The 16,669-nt window shown below is 58.0% G+C and carries 11 protein-coding genes and 2 pseudogenes; 2 read left to right on the top strand and 11 right to left on the bottom strand.

The window, feature by feature from the left end; translation table 11 throughout:
• Nucleotides 1–601: 601 nt before the first annotated feature.
• On the bottom strand, nt 602–5,059 hold the full coding sequence (locus tag NKI17_RS30770; RefSeq protein ID WP_352907267.1) for a WD40 repeat domain-containing protein: 4,458 nt from the start codon (nt 5,057–5,059) through the stop codon (nt 602–604).
• A 6-nt stretch (nt 5,060–5,065) separates the two neighbouring features.
• Complete coding sequence (locus NKI17_RS30765; RefSeq protein WP_352907266.1) at nt 5,066–6,466, bottom strand: lipase/acyltransferase domain-containing protein; 1,401 nt, start codon at nt 6,464–6,466, stop codon at nt 5,066–5,068.
• Between the two features lie 217 nt (nt 6,467–6,683).
• On the opposite strand from NKI17_RS30765, the gene NKI17_RS30760 reads away from it, so the two are divergent.
• Nucleotides 6,684–7,124 carry a hypothetical protein gene (locus NKI17_RS30760; RefSeq protein ID WP_352907265.1) on the top strand — a complete coding sequence of 147 codons (441 nt, stop codon included), beginning with the start codon at nt 6,684–6,686 and terminating at the stop codon, nt 7,122–7,124.
• Nucleotides 7,125–7,178: 54 nt separating this feature from the next.
• Here NKI17_RS30760 and NKI17_RS37120 read toward each other — a convergent pair.
• The 3 genes and pseudogenes from NKI17_RS37120 to NKI17_RS30750 form a co-directional block, all read right to left on the bottom strand.
• A pseudogene (locus NKI17_RS37120) lies at nt 7,179–7,304 on the bottom strand (SOS response-associated peptidase); the annotation flags it as partial.
• 123 nt (nt 7,305–7,427) lie between these two features.
• Nucleotides 7,428–7,589: a hypothetical protein gene (locus tag NKI17_RS30755; protein WP_352907264.1), complete on the bottom strand. Its 162-nt coding sequence runs from the start codon at nt 7,587–7,589 to the stop codon at nt 7,428–7,430.
• 76 nt (nt 7,590–7,665) lie between these two features.
• Nucleotides 7,666–7,875 carry a hypothetical protein gene (locus NKI17_RS30750; RefSeq protein WP_352907263.1) on the bottom strand — a complete coding sequence of 70 codons (210 nt, stop codon included), beginning with the start codon at nt 7,873–7,875 and terminating at the stop codon, nt 7,666–7,668.
• Nucleotides 7,876–8,089: 214 nt separating this feature from the next.
• On the opposite strand from NKI17_RS30750, the pseudogene NKI17_RS30745 reads away from it, so the two are divergent.
• A pseudogene (locus NKI17_RS30745) lies at nt 8,090–8,319 on the top strand (transposase); the annotation flags it as partial.
• Between the two features lie 240 nt (nt 8,320–8,559).
• Here NKI17_RS30745 and NKI17_RS30740 read toward each other — a convergent pair.
• From NKI17_RS30740 to NKI17_RS30715, 6 genes are all read right to left on the bottom strand, one after another.
• Nucleotides 8,560–8,889: a hypothetical protein gene (locus NKI17_RS30740; protein ID WP_352907262.1), complete on the bottom strand. Its 330-nt coding sequence runs from the start codon at nt 8,887–8,889 to the stop codon at nt 8,560–8,562.
• Between the two features lie 352 nt (nt 8,890–9,241).
• The gene (locus tag NKI17_RS30735; RefSeq protein WP_352907261.1) at nt 9,242–10,861 is read right to left on the bottom strand and encodes a hypothetical protein; all 1,620 of its coding nucleotides are present in this window, start codon (nt 10,859–10,861) and stop codon (nt 9,242–9,244) included.
• Entirely contained in the window at nt 10,794–11,966 is a 1,173-nt protein-coding gene (locus tag NKI17_RS30730; protein WP_352907260.1) for a ComEC/Rec2 family competence protein, read from the bottom strand. Before NKI17_RS30730 ends, NKI17_RS30735 begins: the two co-directional genes overlap by 68 nt.
• A gap of 70 nt (nt 11,967–12,036) precedes the next feature.
• Nucleotides 12,037–13,926, bottom strand: coding sequence for a gluzincin family metallopeptidase (locus NKI17_RS30725; protein WP_352907259.1), 1,890 nt, complete (start codon nt 13,924–13,926; stop codon nt 12,037–12,039).
• 64 nt (nt 13,927–13,990) lie between these two features.
• Complete coding sequence (locus NKI17_RS30720) at nt 13,991–14,644, bottom strand: hypothetical protein (RefSeq protein WP_352907258.1); 654 nt, start codon at nt 14,642–14,644, stop codon at nt 13,991–13,993.
• An 80-nt stretch (nt 14,645–14,724) separates the two neighbouring features.
• A complete protein-coding gene (locus NKI17_RS30715) occupies nt 14,725–16,512 on the bottom strand; it encodes a hypothetical protein (RefSeq protein ID WP_352907257.1) in 1,788 nt (595 codons plus the stop codon).
• Between the last annotated feature and the right edge of the window lie 157 nt (nt 16,513–16,669).

Here is a 16,669-nt window from a genome sequence, read left to right as displayed (position 1 = left end):
TCACCTCGATCTGATGCTTCGTCATAGGGCTACTCCTAGTGCTTGCACTAGGACTTGCAGCCTTCAGCCTACCTCAGCAAGGCGGCCGTCACCGTGGGGATACGCCGAATCGGGCACCCCGTTGAATGCAAGGAGCGAGCGGGAGGGGACGCGAAGGCGACCAGTCTTGCCGAAAACGTCTTGCGCGAGGACATGCACCCGGTCGACCAGTACGAGGCGTTCCTCGCGAGGCGGCAGGCGGGACCGTCAGGCGCGATCTGTTCATCTGTTCGATGACAAAGAAGGCGGTTTCGCTGTCGATGTCGTGAAGCTGGACGCCCTTGTCGCAGCCAAGCTTGAAAGCGCGGCCAAGGCGGTGAAGGCGGAAGGCTGGAAATGGGTCGAGATCATGCCCGATGTATCCTATGACACCTTCCAAGCCTATGGGCGGCGCTATCCCGAACAGGTGCCGTTGTCCGAGGCCGAACAGCCGAACAAGCCGAGCTCACCAACTCACCGCGGATCTGGCCGAGTTGATCGAGGCCGAGGCTCTTGAGGCAAAGGAGCAGGTCGCCGTGCTCGCGGCGCTAGACCAATAGTAAATTGTCTGTATACTTTTAGCTTAACCAAGATCGACAGAGTTATTCACAAAGATGATTCCGCGTGCAGTCGCAATTGCGAGACCTCCATCGGTTGAAATTGACAATCCAGTAATCTGCAAACCGCTGCTTACTACATGCAAAATTCGATTAACAAGAGGATCCCAAAAGACAACATCTCCGACCTTATCCGCAAAGATGACAAGATCGCGACCTTCGACTTTGGTCACAACACAATAGCTCACTTCAGCCTGGCCACCTCGCGAAAGCTTGTGTACCAATTCGCCTGAAACAATATCGAGAACGTTGACATCGCCATCATATCCAGGCGAAACGACTATAAGACGACCGGCTAGATCACCAAACGCCATGCGGCCGCGATTGCTTTGTATGTCAAGAATCCCGAAGCGCGGGAATCCGTTATCCGCGTTCCAAGCTTTAACTACCCCTGTTGTCGTTGAGGCTAAGACTATGGATTCGGAATTGAAACGCACTAAAGCGATAGTCTCAATGCTGCCCCCCAGCGTGGCGAAGATCCTTGCGCCCTCCTGACCCTTCCTCGGCTGCTCAAACGTACGCTGCGGAAGTCCGAACCGATCTTCATAGGGATCGAGAAATTCGAGCGAAGCGAATGCAAGCTGATCGTCAACCATCTTCAATTCGTATTCGATCGCAGAAATGACATATGGCCGGGTGCCAATTTTAGCTGCAGCGATTGCTGAGACGGGCGCGGTTCGAAGGATTGTCGAGGCTACGTTGTGGGACCATTTAAACTCAGCGGCGCGCCCCTTCGAGGCATGTGCCACTACGACCATCTTTCCCTTATCGATGTAAGTAAAAATCGCGTCAATTGCTGTAGAATGACAATGCACAGTAGTGAGCGTTTTTGACGAGTTGCTATCAACCACGATAATTCGGCCGTCGTCTGTTCCTACCAATATCACAAGGGAGTCATCTATTTTGCACAGTGAGATCGCAGTGGCACCATACACGTCGGTCGTTTGTGCAATTGGTTCGGTGCGAGATACAACATCGTAATTCCAAGCTAGGACTGCCCCATCATTACCACCTGAGAAAATGACCAGATCGCCATCAACGGTCCCCCAGGCAACACTTCTCACCGTGCCACTATGGCCCACTAGTGCTGGCCCGATTGGTTCTCCGGTATTCGCATCCCAGATATGGACAGTTTTGTCCTTACCGCCAGATGCAAGGAGTGCTTGTGAGCTGGCTGTGACGAACGCTAAGCATTCAACCGTACCGCTATGTCTAAGGGTGGCAGTTTTTCGATACGCGGATTCGACAATGTCGTCCGATGAAATGCGTGGCTTTCCATTCCCGGATTCGACGCTGGAACCTGTGACCGCGGCCAAGATTCGGTATGCCAACTGGAGAACACTTTGAGCTATAGAGTTTTTGTTGTTCCTATGCTCTGGAATAGATGGTTTGTTCTTCCATAGATCAATACCGAAACCTCTTCCAGCAGCAAGGATGACGTCCTCCTCATAGCTCCAGCACGCGACATCGGACCCATAAAAAGCTTCCATGAAGGATTGGTCTGCCCAGGGGTACTTTTCACGTTCAGCTGGAGAAAGTGGGGGAGCTGAAGGAGCTGGAAGGCTGGCATTCCTAAGAACGTCAGTGCCATTGCGCGCGTCCAACAAGTAGAGGTTTTGTCCCTTCGCGCCGACAAGTATTAATGATCCGCTTCCTATTGCCGTAGATGCAACACTCGTTACGTTTCTAGCGAGCTGACGTTGCCACAAAAGGGTCCTATCCATGAGATCTCGAGATCTAACATATTGGTCGAAGCCGCCAGAAACAAGAATGCTGCGATCGTCGACGGTAGCGACGGTTAGTGCTGTTATCTTCTCCAACTCAGCGTTTCTGTCCCAATGTGCTCGACCCGTTGGCAACTCAAACGTCTGCAACATCTGCCCGCTAGCGACACTCACAACCGGCCTATCGGCAACTACTCCTGCGCACAGTCTTGGATACTGACCAGCGGCTATTGGGTCCCCAAACAGTTCGCCAGTCCGAGCGCTTCGAATTTGAACGAGCCCTCCCTTGTCAGCAGAAATGAGAATCGGCGTTCTCTGGATCATAACAAAGGCAATGGCGATCACTTCGTCAGGATGCCTGCCAATGACACGGTGCGAAATTGTTGAGACGCAGCGAGCCCAACGACATCGCCACTTTGTTGCCACTAGCGGTTCTAGTTGGCGTGCGAGGGCAGGAGCCTCCATCTCAGCCATTAAATGGATGTAGGGCATGCGGTCGACGGGATCGCGGTCGATCAGGCGGTCTGCTGTCCGGCGATAGATGTCGGCGATCTCGCGCGCGTGGTCGTCCCGAATCGTATGGAGCGCCTGCGTTAATGCAATTGGTTCGGCGACTGCCAGGTAGCCGGCATCGATGACGAAGTCGTCAAGATTGCCGGCAATGGCCGCATGGTCGGCCAGGTGGCGCCAGAGATAGCGGTCGGCGTCGAGCCAGTCGGCGCCCTTGATACCTTCCGTCATCGCCTCCGCGATCAGGCGATGGGCTTCGCTCTCGTCCATCCGGGCCTTCAACTCGGCCTGGTAGTGATCCGTGAAGGCTTGGTGGACGAGGCGGTAGACCGCCTGGGTGACATTGCTGGTTTCTTTGCCCGTCTCTACAATGTGCGATCCGGCAGTGTTCAAAACCCATTCGACATCGGCGTCGGTGTATCGGCTCCCTGCTCTGGACAGGGCAGTCGCGATTGGCGCCCAGACCCGGCGCGACAAGCCCTTGCCCATGCCGAAGGCAAGAGCACTCAGAAGCTCGTCAACGCGGGTGCGATTGCCTTCGAAGCGGTGGTTGAGGTCTTCCACGAAGGCGCCGATGGCCGACTCAGGAAGGTCTTTGACATCCAGCCTTTCCTGCGATTGCAGCGTACGGGAGACGACACGGGCATAGAGGAAGATATCCTGCGATCGTTCGGCAATGGTCCGCGCAGCCTCGTCGATTGCCTGCCGGTCGTCACCGTGCCTGCTAGCCGACAGGCGCAGCCGGGCATAGTCCGCAATGTCCTCTTTAGTCTCCGCCTCGTCGGCAAGATCATGGATGATTGCTTGATCCCCGAGGGCTTGACGCAGCCGGGCATGCCGGTCGTCGCCCTCCGGGACCACCGCCCCTTCCAGGCTGCGTCTCGTCCCCACCAAAATCCTGGCCTTCGGCAATTTGCTGATTGGGACGATCAGCTCTTGCGCGATACGCGCGCCATGACCGGAGGATGCCTCGTCCAGCGCATCGACAACCACCGCGATCCGCCGATCGAGAGAAGCAACCTGCTGGATGACCGCATCGACATCCACCAAGACCCCGTCGGTCAGGTCGAGCTGCAGCCCCCTTGCCAGAACCCGCACGCAATCGTCGAGCGTCTTGCCCTTGGCGTGGATCGCCACGTCGATGATGCCTGCCGGAGGAACCGTCCCTTCAAGCGCAGAACCGAGGACCCCGATCTTTTCCGCCGCCTCGCGACACTCGCGCGTCGACAACGTCACGAGCCGTCCGATCACCGCCGACTTGCCGGTGCCCGGCGGGCCTGTCACGATCGCCAATCCGCGATCGGCCGTTTTCAGCCAGCCAACGAGCTCTTTCAGAAGCCGGATCCGACCCGTGAAGTACCAGCCCGTTTCGCCGACCTCGATCCCCTTGGAGGCCAGTTCGAAATGCGGCAGTCCGTCGAACGCCGCCGCATGCTTCCGGCGCGTCTCGACATCATCGGCACCAACGCCACGGCGAAACCGGGGGTTCGGAACGAATTGCTTTCCAAGCCCCTTCTCGTCGCAGCTGATGTTGGGTGTGTATCCAACAGCCTCCAATGCGTTCTTTACAGCAACTGCTATGTCATCGGCCCTCAGCAGCTGTTCCTCATCGCTCCACAAACTCGTTGCACCTGGCTCAAAAAGCACATCGAGAAACGCGTTGGCAAAGACAGCTTCTTCTGCTTTTTCGAGCGGATGCGCCGATGCGATTACCGAAATGGCGCGAGATCGTCCGGGAACAGGCGGACAGGTGCTGACGATCGTTGAAAACGCCTGGGCGGCATCCGCGGCCGCCCCTCCCGAAAAGCACGTATCAAAGACCACGAGGATCTTTTCGGCCCTCGATTGTGCGATCATGGCCCCGATCGTACTCGCCGGCAGAGCGTTGACGGACGACAATCCGGCCTTGGGTGAACCCTTGCAGACCAGATAGTGGCCGTCACCCTGCGCATGGCCGTGACCGGTCCAGAAAAGGACCAGTGTGGCGCCGGCCTCTGCTTTCCTCAGCCAATCATCCAGTGCCAGGCCTACAGAAGAGGCATCACCACCTTCCAAGAGGGGCTTGTCTCGGAAACGGTATCCCGCCTGTCCCAAGCTCTCGGCAAGGCGTCGGGCCACGCCGGCTGCCTCTGGCAAAAGAGGATAATCGGCGTATTCGGAAACCGCGATGACTACAGCTTCAGCCGACATGTCCCGCTAATCCGAAAGTTCGACAAGCTTCTCATCCCAAACCAACGCTATCCCAGTAACCGAGTCAACCGAGCGCTGCGGGGAAGCTGACGAGACGCGAACTTTGTATCCGCCCGGCGGCAGCCCACGAAAGATTGCAGAGTAGGCCCCATTTCCCGTGCTCTTCATCAGTTTCCGGGCAACGACCTCACTCTGTTCACCTCTCAGCTCAACTTGCAGCGGGAGGCTTTCATCACCCTCCTCGGAAACAGCTCCGACAAGGAAATCTCGTTCCGCTGGAGTGACATCGGGCAAGTCGAGGCCGATCTTACTGCCGCCCATAAATCGTCCGAGATTCCCGGTGAGAATGCCGAATATCTGACGGAGCGTATCGGAGTTGTTTTGAAGCGAACCGTGTTGCTGTCCGTAGAAAACGCATAGCGATTCGTCATCCCATTCCGGTGGATGCGACGACGGACGCGGAACGGTCCCGTCACCTCCCTTGTCCTCACCCCGGTATGAGCGTATCGGCTCCACACCCTTTGCTGTGATCCGCGCCGACTGCAATGTCGGCTGTGAAATGCCTTTCAATGCATAGATGCGATAGCTCGTACTTGCCATGGTATTCGCGTTTATGCGGTCATGAAAAACTCTCGCTTCGGCAATGTTGTCCTTTGCAAGGTTAGAGACTTCGATATCGGTCAGCGATATCATCTCACCATTGCTGCCATCGATGCATTTGTAGACCGGAAGAAGCTGATACACCGAGGGCATGCTTCGCAAGACCTCGTCCAAACGTATGCGAAGCGGCCCGATTCCGGGAGCGAACCCGTTCGCAAGATTTTCGAGTGCATTGATCGATCCCCGGTAGGGTGTACCAAGGGTGATCAACTTTCTGGTCAGCTCCTTGCCACCAAGGACTTCTATGAACCAACGAGCGACCAATCCCCCCATTGAGTGGCAGACGAAAACAAGTTTGGCTTCAGGATTCGCTGTATCCTTTCGCCAGCGCTCCAGTTCCGGCACGACGCGGTCGGAGAGCCTTCTTCCATTTAATTGATTAGAGAGCCGCCAGTCATACGGAAACTCGATCAGATTCCCGGCACGGTCAGGTGAGGGCCGCACCAGCTCAAACCGGGATTCAAGAAATCGCACCAGTTCGGTATAGCCGTCCACGAGGTTCCAGAAACCGGGGATGATCTGCGCCGACGGCATCAGGCGGCCCGGGGTAATGCCGTCTTCGGGATCGTTGTGCCCAACGCCGGCCGGAAGGGTCAGTCGCTTGAAATTCTGGCCGAGAGCAAACAGGCTCGAAACTATCGTACCTGTGCGTAGTCCCCATATTTCCTTCCCGTGTAGTTGGAGCGTGGATCCTAAGATGCCGGGCAGAACGACCAGGAGGTCCCGCATCACCTTTTTCTGGATCATTGGGTGACGCCCTTTCTTTGATTTATTTTGAACGCTCGCGCTTCCCGTGCGCGCTTAACTGAAACAACAGCAATCCTCGATTGGTCACACAACAGATTCTTGCATGCCGTAACATGACGGCTTCTTCTACATGACGCCCTATTTCGATACTCGAATGTAAATGATACTTGTGCAAATCCCAAACCTTGCAAGTTCCGTCTTCGCTCCCCGAGGCGAGGTGGTCGACCAAGCCGGCCTCGAGGGCATGGTGTCGAAGCGTCTCGGCAGCAGATATGTCAGCGGCTCGACCACAAACTGGTTGAAAACCAAGTGCTACACGATTGGTGAATTCGAACTGCTCGGCGTTGAGCGGGAGCACGGCAAGCCGGCTTTCGCCCTGATGGCGGAGCCCGGCACGCGCAAATATGTCGGCAGCGCTTTCGTCAGCATCAATCGTGAGGTTCGCGAGCGGTTATGGAAGCGCGTCCAAGAGCATGCCGGCCCGCCGCCGAAGGACAGCCCAAACGGCCGGCGACGCAGTGGGTCAAGCCGGGTATCATCGGTCGGTGTGAAGCACTTGCGCGGAGGATCTGCGACATGCATCTTTGCTGGACTTCAAAGAGGATTGAGCTTGTCCACCAAAGAACTGTTCGTCCATCGGTTTGAGGGCCGCAACTGAATAAAGCTCGTGATCGCCGGGGCCTTCCTTGACCTTGCGGACCCTTTGCCATCGCGTCCACAGGCCAGCGAAGAAGAACAGCGGCCGATCCACGTTGAGGGCGAACCAGAAGTTCCGCTGAATGCCCGTCTCGTGGTCCTTGTCACCGGGCCTCGGGCTGGGCTCGGCAAAGCTCGTCACCGGGACGACGCAGCGGTGCTCGATGCCGACATATTGCTGCCAGTGCCCATATTGAGGGTTGCGGATATTCGCGTGCCGGAATCGGCGTTGCCTTTGACGCGCTCTGGCGGACGGTCACATCCGCTACGAGATCCCGAGCATTTTCGAGCTCGTCAGCAACCGGTACGCCAAAATTAGAAGTTTGTTGCTTGCGTCGCTGTGGCCATCTTTGGCTTCGACGATGGCACGAAGCTTTGCCAAAGCCGTATCCCGATCCGCAAGCTGCGCCTCGGGGTCGATCAGCAACTCTAATTCAACCGCTACGGGCTTCTTGCCAGTCGACCATTTCGCGCAACAAGCTTCAAGGGCCGCTTGGTGAGCATCACCCCAAAACCGAGTTAGCTTCGAACACCGCGTCCGACGGTGTGCGGTCTTCAGGAAAGCCATCGATATCCCAGCCCTCAAGTTCAAATGCAGCGCCACAGGCTTCCTCGGCTGTCAATCCAGCGCGCTCAAGCACAGCCTTCGCAGCATCAACGCCACGCTTCTTTTCCTTCGCTGATGCTCCCCTGAGTTCCAAAAGCAGGTCCATGACTGCCTGTTGCGGCTATCTCGCCTCTAGTGAACAAAATGAGAACAAATTTGTCAAACTGAGACATCTAATCCGGCATAATATTTTCTGCTGCGCTTCCTCCTTCTGATGGCTTGTGGCTGCTTCCATGCAGACCAGGTCTGATCATCAGCTCGAAGCGCAGCACCTTCATAGCATCACCGCCAAAAGATGAGGCTCAAGCCGAATACCCCATCTGTTCCTGCATGCCGGCGCCTACTGGCTTATGTGGGGCCTGCGCGCCGCGATGCCGAAACGCTCGAGCTTGCAGTCGCCCAATTCGACACGCTGCGACTGCGCCTCATCAAGATCGCAGCGCGCGTGGTCGAGATGAAAACCCAAATCCGCCTGCACCTGCCGACATCCTGCCCGGACCAGCGCATCCTGCGCATCGTCCTCAGTCGCATCCCGCAACTCGCGACATAAACAATGGGGCGCACACGTCCCCAAACAAAACCCGCTGACCTCAACCCGCGAACCTCGCCTTCCATCACGACGGATCACCTCCGGCGCATGACGAGGCTTGGGAAAACGCACCGCAAAGGCAACCAGATCGCCGCTTCAGGCCGCCGAAAGCTCATCGCCGTGCATTAAGCGGGCTAGAAGCTATCGTGCCACGTTCAAACTCGCGCATTTTTGCATTCGAGTGCCGAGGTACACCGTCGGCTAGCTCGACGACTTCTCGACCATTTCCCAAGCGTAATAGGTCGTCGAGTTCTGGGAAAGGAAGAGCTCGGCATCCCCCGTATCACCGACGTTAGTCGACCAAGCCGCGGCCTGCAGTACGAGCACTTCCTGCGATCCCGCTCCACCGGACATGCAATGCTGACCCGCATTATCCGTCTTGAGCGGTCCGCTTGTGATGATCAGACAACCCGATTGCGGATCGCCCTCTTCCCAATCGTTGAATGGACCAGGAGAGTCATTGCAGAGAATCCAGATCGTGTGCCCACCGGCCTTTTCTACGAGTTTGTATTTGTATACGTCCGTCGCCATGCGGATCCCCTATGGTAAAGCAAACCGAGTCAGAGTAACGCGGTTTTGGACTGGCTGCAACGCACGTGAAATCACGTGTCGTAAGCAGATAATCTGTCCGGTTATTTAGCACGCGGGCTGTCCGGTTTGATTTCCCAGCGAACGGAGCCTTTGGATAAGACGGACAGCGTGGGTACCGGACCGTAGGATGCAGAAGTTTCCCCACATATTGAGCCGCTGGGGTCGCGGTGTGTTGCCGGCCTTCGGCGACGATGATGGCGGTGCATTGTTCTGTCGCGCGGCGTGCTCGCAAAGTTGACCCGCCGATCGATGCCGAGGCATGCCAAAGCATCTCGAATGGTTCTCGCGTCCATTACCCCGATTTCAAATTTAGAGCGCCACGCAGCACTCTTATGTGGTGCTCGGGCAGCCCAGCGCCTGCCGCTTTGCCCGGAGACTGCCAATATTTCGTGTGACTGAAAAATGGGACGCGGGCACCGCTGACTGGTTGGCCATCGGGCGCCCGCTCTGGCAAGACTTTGATGTCCCGAATGCCGGATACCTCGCGGCCATTGACCGCGAGGTTAAATTGCGTGCCGACTTCGCCGGAGATCAAGTCGCCCCAGAGCACTTTCTCATGAGGAGAGTACAGATTCGTCCAGCGGGTAAATGCAAAGAGCGCAGCGTGATGAGGTAGACGCGGCGTCTCAGGATCAGAATCGTTGTCTTCGTCCTCATCGGTCAGCCGATAGGTGAAATGCCTACGCTTCGTTTTGCCATCATACTCCAGACTCGGCGGACAGGTCGGAAAAGTGCGGCGCTCCTGAGCCTTCCGCAGGTCGGCTTTGTCGAATGCCAACAAAAATTCAGCGTGCGACAGCGGCGACCCCAGCGTAATCAAGTCGCTGACCGTCCAGGGACTGTCCTGAGCATTGATCTCTTGCCGACACAGCGCCTGCAACCTCTGGAAAGCCTCGAGATCCCATTCCGGCCCGGCGTTGCCCGTCCCCTCCAAGCCTGCAGCCCTACGGATCATTGCCTCCATCTCCACGCGATGCGGCTGGGGTGCCGGGTTGGTACGAAGATTATTCCTCGTATTCAGCCGGGCGAAACAGTGACTGAGGATGTCGTAGGCGACGATGGTGCCTAGGGAATGCGCGACGACGACGATCCGGTCGTACTTGATTGCCGTGCCGCCGACGTCGTTGCGGAGACCCATCAGCGTCTCAAGCAGTTCGACGCCCTTTTCGCGAATTTCTTGGCGGCGCGCCACATTGACGGGATTGGCCTTAACGTACCGAGCCACATCGCCGAAATATTTGAGCAGGAAGACATTCACAAAGGTGCCGAATGCCAGCGACAGGCCACCGACCACCAATGACGGCAAGAGCGGCCACCAACAGACAACGGCAACGGGTGAACATCTTGCCTTCAGCTGTTCGCCGTACACAGCCGGCAAAATACCGGCTGCAAGGACACCGGCGGCAATCAGCACTGTGACAACCCAAAGCACAATCCAGGCTGACCGCACGCTTGGCGGTACGCGACGGGGTGAGCGTAGAAGCAAGTCAAGCAGCCATGTCCTAAAATGCTCCCACGTCGTACCATGCATCAGATGCGCCCAGTAGAACTCGTAGAAGTCGGTCGCCTCGCGGCCGCCATCCAGACCTTCGGTCGTCATACGCCGCAGCTCGAAGCTGCGATTGCGTTCGTCTGGCTTGTACCAGACGGCGTTGCCCTGCCGTGGTCCGCCAGTCATAGAGTCTGGTCGAGCGTTCCTGATGAGGTTGTCATCGGTCACCCAGACTGATTCGACGAAATCCTGGAGGGTCTGCATGGGTACCTGCTCGCCCATGCCGTGAATGACCACCACAGCCTGTTTCAGGAGACTTGCTCCCGGGCCGATCCGCTTGGCGGGCGACGGGTCATGACAGTTCCAGATCGAAGCAAAAATCCTCGTCGCGCGTGAACCCGTCGCGGTCTTCCAGCACATCGCTGACCACGTAGGGAAAGCCGAGAGTGTTCAGCGCAGTGAGAATTGGTATGTGTGGTATGCCCTCCCACTGCGCGAAGGGAGTCATTGAGATCATCGCATGCACGACACTATTCCGTTTGTTGGCTTTGCCGAGGACGTCCCTCAGCAGCGTTGCCGGTGTGCCGTTGTGACTGGCATGGTGGCTGACTTTTAGGAAAGTCACTTTGCCCAACAGTTCAACCGCCTCGTCATCGGCGAGAATCTTTTCCCAGGGTCCCCACTGCGCGTCACCTGGGAAGAGGAGGTAGTCATTGCCGACGCGAAAGATAAGGATCAGGCTGGTATTGTTGATGTCAGCATCGAGCTTCGCCGCCGCGATCTCATACATCTCCGCTCTGGAGGCGGCCCGGTCGATCTCGGTGGGATCGAAATCCGGCCAGTACGCATCCTCGTCGGCCCAGTCCCCGCTGAAAGGCCTCAGCTTTTCGAGCGGCCCCGTCAAACTGTCAGCGGAATAGCCAGTCAGAAGCGTTTGGCCATCTGGGGGATTGGGATCGTTCAGCGCGACGTGATCATGCGGCGGTCCAAGGACGAAGATTTCCAACCCGGGCAAAGCGCTGGAGATGATCTTCTCAACGACCTTCGTTGCCGATGGAAAAAATCGTGGCAAGACTTTCTTGGCGAAACCAGCGTGCAGAACATCGAGCGAGTCGTCGTTGGACTGCGCATTCAGCGCGACCTCGGCCAGCCCCTGGCCCAAATTCAGCTTCTGCACTGCCACGGCCAGGGCTTGAGCGGAGGCCCTTTGTCGTTTCTGGATCGCCCGCGCGTCAGGATTCTCGCGCGACTCCAGCCATGGCATCCAAACCTCCCCAACCTCGACATCGGCCCATTTGGCGTTGGTGTAGCCTGAAATGTGATCGGCGTGCCGATGCGACATCACGAGTACATCGATCCGGGGCACGCCGTCGCTATCGGTTACATCCGCAATGAGCCTGTCTGAGATCGCTCTGATGGATTGCGTCTTGTTCTTCAGAGAGCCGCAATCGATGGCGACCTTTTTCAATCCCTCAACGGTGGGCAGAAAGAGGAGAAAGCAGTCGCCAAAGCCGACATTGTACATTCGGATGCGGATGCTTTTCCCGGCAGCAGGTCTGGCGCGACGGGGCGCTCTATGTGGTCGTGTCGCCATCTCAGCCCTCCCCGTGCAAAGCGCTGAAGCGGGCACGCAGCTTCATGCGATCGCGAAGATAGTCCGCGTTGGCAAATGCCATGCGCGGGTCGCGTCTATCGAGTTCGTCGATACAATTGGCGGCCGCCAATTTTCTCGCCTCGGCGGCCTTCTGCAGGTCAGGGGGCAGCTGCGCCGACTGCATCGGCTTGCAAGCGATGTAGCGCACCTCACCCTCACTGCCGAAAATCACCGTGGCCCCACCCCTGAACGGCAGGTTGCCGGAATTGTCTTCCGGTGCCTTCTCCGTTTGCATAAATTGCGCGACGAACTCGATGACAAGACGCTGTTCGGCGGTAATGCGGTGTACCGCGTGAAAGCCTACGACGGCGACCGCCCTGTCGGGATCAAGACCAAAAGTGACAAGGTTGTCTCTTGCATAGCCCGTCAAGGCGCCAAATAAATTGTCACGAACCTTGCGGTTTTGTGGCACGGCCTCATCCACGGAACTGGACTCCTCGATGACCGAACTCTGGTAAGTCTCGGTCGCGGTTTGCTGGCTTCTTGCGCTGCCGCTCCTGCTCCTCATGCGACTCTGGTCGAGGGCGGTCGCCGAATAGGTGAGAAATCGCTGTGCGTCTTCCAGCAAGATTTGTGGCAATGGCGGCGCTTGCCCGTTCACCTGGCTGGGCCATAGCAATCCCTCTTCCGCGAGTGACGGAACACCGACAGGAAAAATGCCGCGTTCGCGGAAGCCCTCGATGATCCCGAAGCGCACTTCATCGGGGTCGTCGGGGTTAAGCTCGAAATCGGACGTCACGAGCGCGCGCAGGAAATCGCCGAAGGTCACGTCGACAGGCGGCATATAGTCGAATGCTCTAAAGCACATTCGCAGGAAACGGTCCGACAGGTTCGCCGCTTCCGTCGCGAGACGGTTGACGAGATCGGGGTGGAGACGGCCCAGCGGCAGTTGCCCGGAACCGCCCGTTGCTATGCGCAGAAGATCTGCGATCCGTTTTTGGAAGGCGCGGAAAAAGCCATCGAAGACAGCGCTGACAAGGATTGCTCCGCGGTCGTGGGCCTCGTGAGCGGCCGCGAGGTTCGCCAAGCTCGGCGACACGCCGATCGCAGAGCGAAGTGCCTTACCGGAACCGGTCGCGTACCCAAATTGTTGCGCCAGTTCGACCAGCATGCCGGCCTTCTGTAGTTCAGCCCTTGAATCTTGAATATATTCAATGAGGAGCTGACGGTAGGAGAACCTCTGGAAAAGCGCGACGATGTCCGCGAAAGCCTCATGGAAGGCCAAGACATCTATGTTTGTCGCCTCTATGAAACGCGGCCGCAGCCTGTGCACGATGGCATGCGCCATTTCATGGGCGATGATGTCGTGCGAGAGGCAGGTATAGACTGTTTGGCTCGGAATGTTCGCTCCGGGCGAGCGCGAGTCCGCCTGAAAATACCCGAAGAGGATCGCATTGAGCTCGGGATCGAAAAATGCGTTTCGCCCGTAAAAGGCATGGGGCAGCAGCCTCAGCTTTGGCTTGGACCGTCCCGCGCTGAAATTGAGTGGCCGTCCAAGCGCCCGACGGGCGCTGTCGATCACCTTCATGGCCACAGCATAGACCATCTGCTGATGAAATCGCGGATCGGATTCGCTCGGTGGCAATCCTCCTTCCATCAATAAGGCTGGATCGTTGAGATCAACAGCCCGGTAAAAGATCTGATTCCAGCCGTCGTAGTCGACAACTTCAATGAGCTCGCCGCTGGGACCCGGCCTGAGATTTGGCTCATTCTCCACATCGATGGCGATGCGGTACGGAGCGCGCCGGCCGCTCATGGGGTCGGTCGCGTAAATGCGGAGTCTCCGCCGTTCTGCGGCGCGAGTTGCGTAGTCCGTCTGGAAACGCTTCATGCCACGTCACCTTAGTTGGGGGATTTGTCAGTCGTCCCCGCCAGATTGCCGCCATCTTCACTCGCTATGCGACGAGGTCGTGCCCCTTGATGGTGATCTCGCCGGAATAAAGGTTGTCTGCAGTGCGCGCGAGCACCAGACTCTCGAAGATGCTCTCCCACTTTGCGTGCTCGGTTACGGTGACGCAGCCGAGAGAATTATTTCCGGTGTGGAAGCAATACCCTTCTGAGATCTTATAGTCGATAATCCACCAGCTCAAGGCGTGCGGAGCCTTATGGACAAAGCCCGCCGCATGCTCGAAGGCCGTTGCAGGGACTTTCGGCCATATCTTGTAAGTGCCATTCGGCACCTGCGGCTGCGACGTAGCCGTCGCGATGACAGTCGATCCGTCCGCTGACTTCACCGTGACCTTCCCAACCGCCGCATCCCAGAGCACCTTGGTGGGCCCCGCGTAGGCCGGCGGCGTAATCAGCCGCGATTCCTTCTTTCCGTTGACCGTCGCGAAGGACAAGCTCGCCGACTTACGCTTGAGTTCGCGATAGTCGAGGATCTCAAAATAGTCGCGCTCGTTCTGGGTCTTGGTGTGATTGACCCGTGTACCATAGGGCAGAATGAACTCGTCTCCGCCCGGACTCTCGTCCTTGCATAGGATCCAGTCTTTGGGATGCGTCTTTGGATCCGCCGGGGTGAACCGGCCGATCGCTTTTACAGTCGCCATTCTCGCCCCCTTTGCCTCCGTTTGTCGAAGTCGCTAAGCTAATCGCGATTCCCGACTTGCTTCCCGTCCGGAGCGCGTTTTCACTCGGCAGCTTTCGCAATCAGGTAAGTCGCGTGACTGGCCGCCAGCATGAGAGCCATGGTGGCGCCGACGCTAGGTAGGCTCGGGATAAGCACCGAGGTGTCGCGAACCGCCAGCAAGATGTCCTGCGCAGGGAGATCACGAACAGCCGAAAAGATCGCTTCACCATACGCTACAATCAGGCCAACAGTGATCATGACCATCTGCAGGCGGGAAATGTCGATGCGGTCCTTCGTGTTGACGTCCTCTCCCAAGAACCAATCGGCGATCGACGCCTGGCGAGTGTCGTCCCGCGCGGCGAGCGGCGTCTGGAAGCCAATCACCGTTCTGCCGGCTCGGTTAGCGGCATCGGCGTCGGCGCCACGCACCGCGAAGCCGGGCATGCCCTCCGGCTCCCTCCGGCGAAGGCTCTTCAGCACCGCCGAGATCGCCGGCGACGCGAAGGTAATGCCGAGCACGGCCCAGATCGCGTTCGGAACACCCGGGAAGAAGCCTTGCTTGACAGCCTCGGGCGACGTCGCGGTTAGGTCGAGATGCGCAAAGTAGCGCATCTGTTCGGCCACCAGACCGCCGTTGAAGAGCGCGATTACGACGACACTCGTCAGCACTAGGATAGTCCAAAAGGTAACTTGCGCAAGCGCGAGCGAGTAGCGGTTTTCCGGGCTGATAAGCGCGCCGAGCGGCTTGCGCTCCACGCCGAGCCCGAGGCCCACCAACAGGGCGACCACGCCGGCCATCATAAGGCAAAGTGGGATCACCAGCGATGCGGGCTGCGCGCCGTGGCTCGGGACGTGCCAGCCGAATGCCCACCACACCACGGTCTGATACCAGAGGCCGGGCGTGGTCTCGCCCGTCACCACGAGGTGCCGACCTGCATACCGCACCGCCTGTCCGACCAGATCGAGGCAGGGCTGATCGACCGCAATCGCGGCATTTGGGGCATCCTTGAGCGCTTTGGCCGCGTCAGCTAGAATTGTGACGCATCTCTTTCCGTTTTCGATCACCAGCTTCTGTCGGGCCAAGAGGGCACTGGCCAGAGCCGCTTCCTGGTTGGGAACATTGTTTACCGGCAGCTTCGTGGCGTCGCTATCGCATATGCGGTGGTCTCCAGCAGGACATGGCGACAGGACCAGCCCCTGCGCGAACGGCGCAACGTGCGCGGTCTGACGTCCCGTGAGGAGGTCATAGGCTTGGGCGAAGCTGTTCGACGTATGGGAGACGTTCAAGGCAACGATGATGAAACCGATGCCGCCAGCCAGCCCGAGGATCCACGGCACCGCGCGTTGCCAGCGGGTGCGGCCTTCCGGCACCGGCAGGCTGGTCCCCGTATAGGTGGAGACGTAGGGAAGATCGTCGGGCTTTGCGACCTGATCGGACTCGAGCAGCCGGAACACGCGTCCGTCCGCGCTCTTGAAGTCGCCGCCGGAGCGCGTTGTCGATTCGGCGATCCAGGCGAGATGTGCGGGCGGCTTGTCGCCCTCGATGCGCAGCTTTCCGTCCGTGAGCTCCCAAAGCGCCGCGCGCTGCGGCAAGGGAGCGCCGCTCCAGGCATTCGCCTGGACCTGCTCGAGCGCGCCGAGCATCAAGTTGTAGTTGTCGCGCTCGGCCTTTGAGTTGCGCGAATAGATCAATGTGTCGCGCTTGAAGTGCCCATCCAATCCGCGCTCGCGCGCGGTCATCACCATACGCGCGACGACTGCATAGAGTCGCGTCAGGGTCGCGTCAGACGGGTCGCTCGACGAAAGACCTTTTGTCTCTCCCCACACCAGTTCTTCGGTGTCGGACATAGCTTCCTCCCAAAGATACGTTCGACTTTAATCAAAGTACATCTTCCCCTCCCTGATCATTTATGTTTGTATGAAAAAAAACAACCAAAAAGTCCAACATTTGGCGAAATAAATTAAAAAGTTGTAACTCGCTGGGCACGGCGGGATGGATAGGGGG

The organism is Mesorhizobium sp. M0816, from assembly GCF_040320005.1.
GTDB lineage: Bacteria > Pseudomonadota > Alphaproteobacteria > Rhizobiales > Rhizobiaceae > Mesorhizobium.
This window is presented reverse-complemented; position numbering and strand designations above follow the sequence as displayed.

Bases quoted from the DNA above. Each gene is read 5' to 3' on its own strand.
- NKI17_RS30715 (WP_352907257.1), bottom strand. From the start codon at position 16,512: ATGTCCGACACCGAAGAACTGGTGTGGGGAGAGACAAAAGGTCTTTCG.
- NKI17_RS30725 (WP_352907259.1), bottom strand. From the start codon at position 13,926: ATGAAGCGTTTCCAGACGGACTACGCAACTCGCGCCGCAGAACGGCGG.
- NKI17_RS30740 (WP_352907262.1), bottom strand. From the start codon at position 8,889: ATGGCGACGGACGTATACAAATACAAACTCGTAGAAAAGGCCGGTGGG.
- NKI17_RS30720 (WP_352907258.1), bottom strand. From the start codon at position 14,644: ATGGCGACTGTAAAAGCGATCGGCCGGTTCACCCCGGCGGATCCAAAG.
- NKI17_RS30770 (WP_352907267.1), bottom strand. From the start codon at position 5,059: ATGTCGGCTGAAGCTGTAGTCATCGCGGTTTCCGAATACGCCGATTAT.
- NKI17_RS30750 (WP_352907263.1), bottom strand. From the start codon at position 7,875: ATGGACCTGCTTTTGGAACTCAGGGGAGCATCAGCGAAGGAAAAGAAG.
- NKI17_RS30735 (WP_352907261.1), bottom strand. From the start codon at position 10,861: ATGTGCTGGAAGACCGCGACGGGTTCACGCGCGACGAGGATTTTTGCT.
- NKI17_RS30765 (WP_352907266.1), bottom strand. From the start codon at position 6,466: ATGATCCAGAAAAAGGTGATGCGGGACCTCCTGGTCGTTCTGCCCGGC.
- NKI17_RS30730 (WP_352907260.1), bottom strand. From the start codon at position 11,966: ATGTACAATGTCGGCTTTGGCGACTGCTTTCTCCTCTTTCTGCCCACC.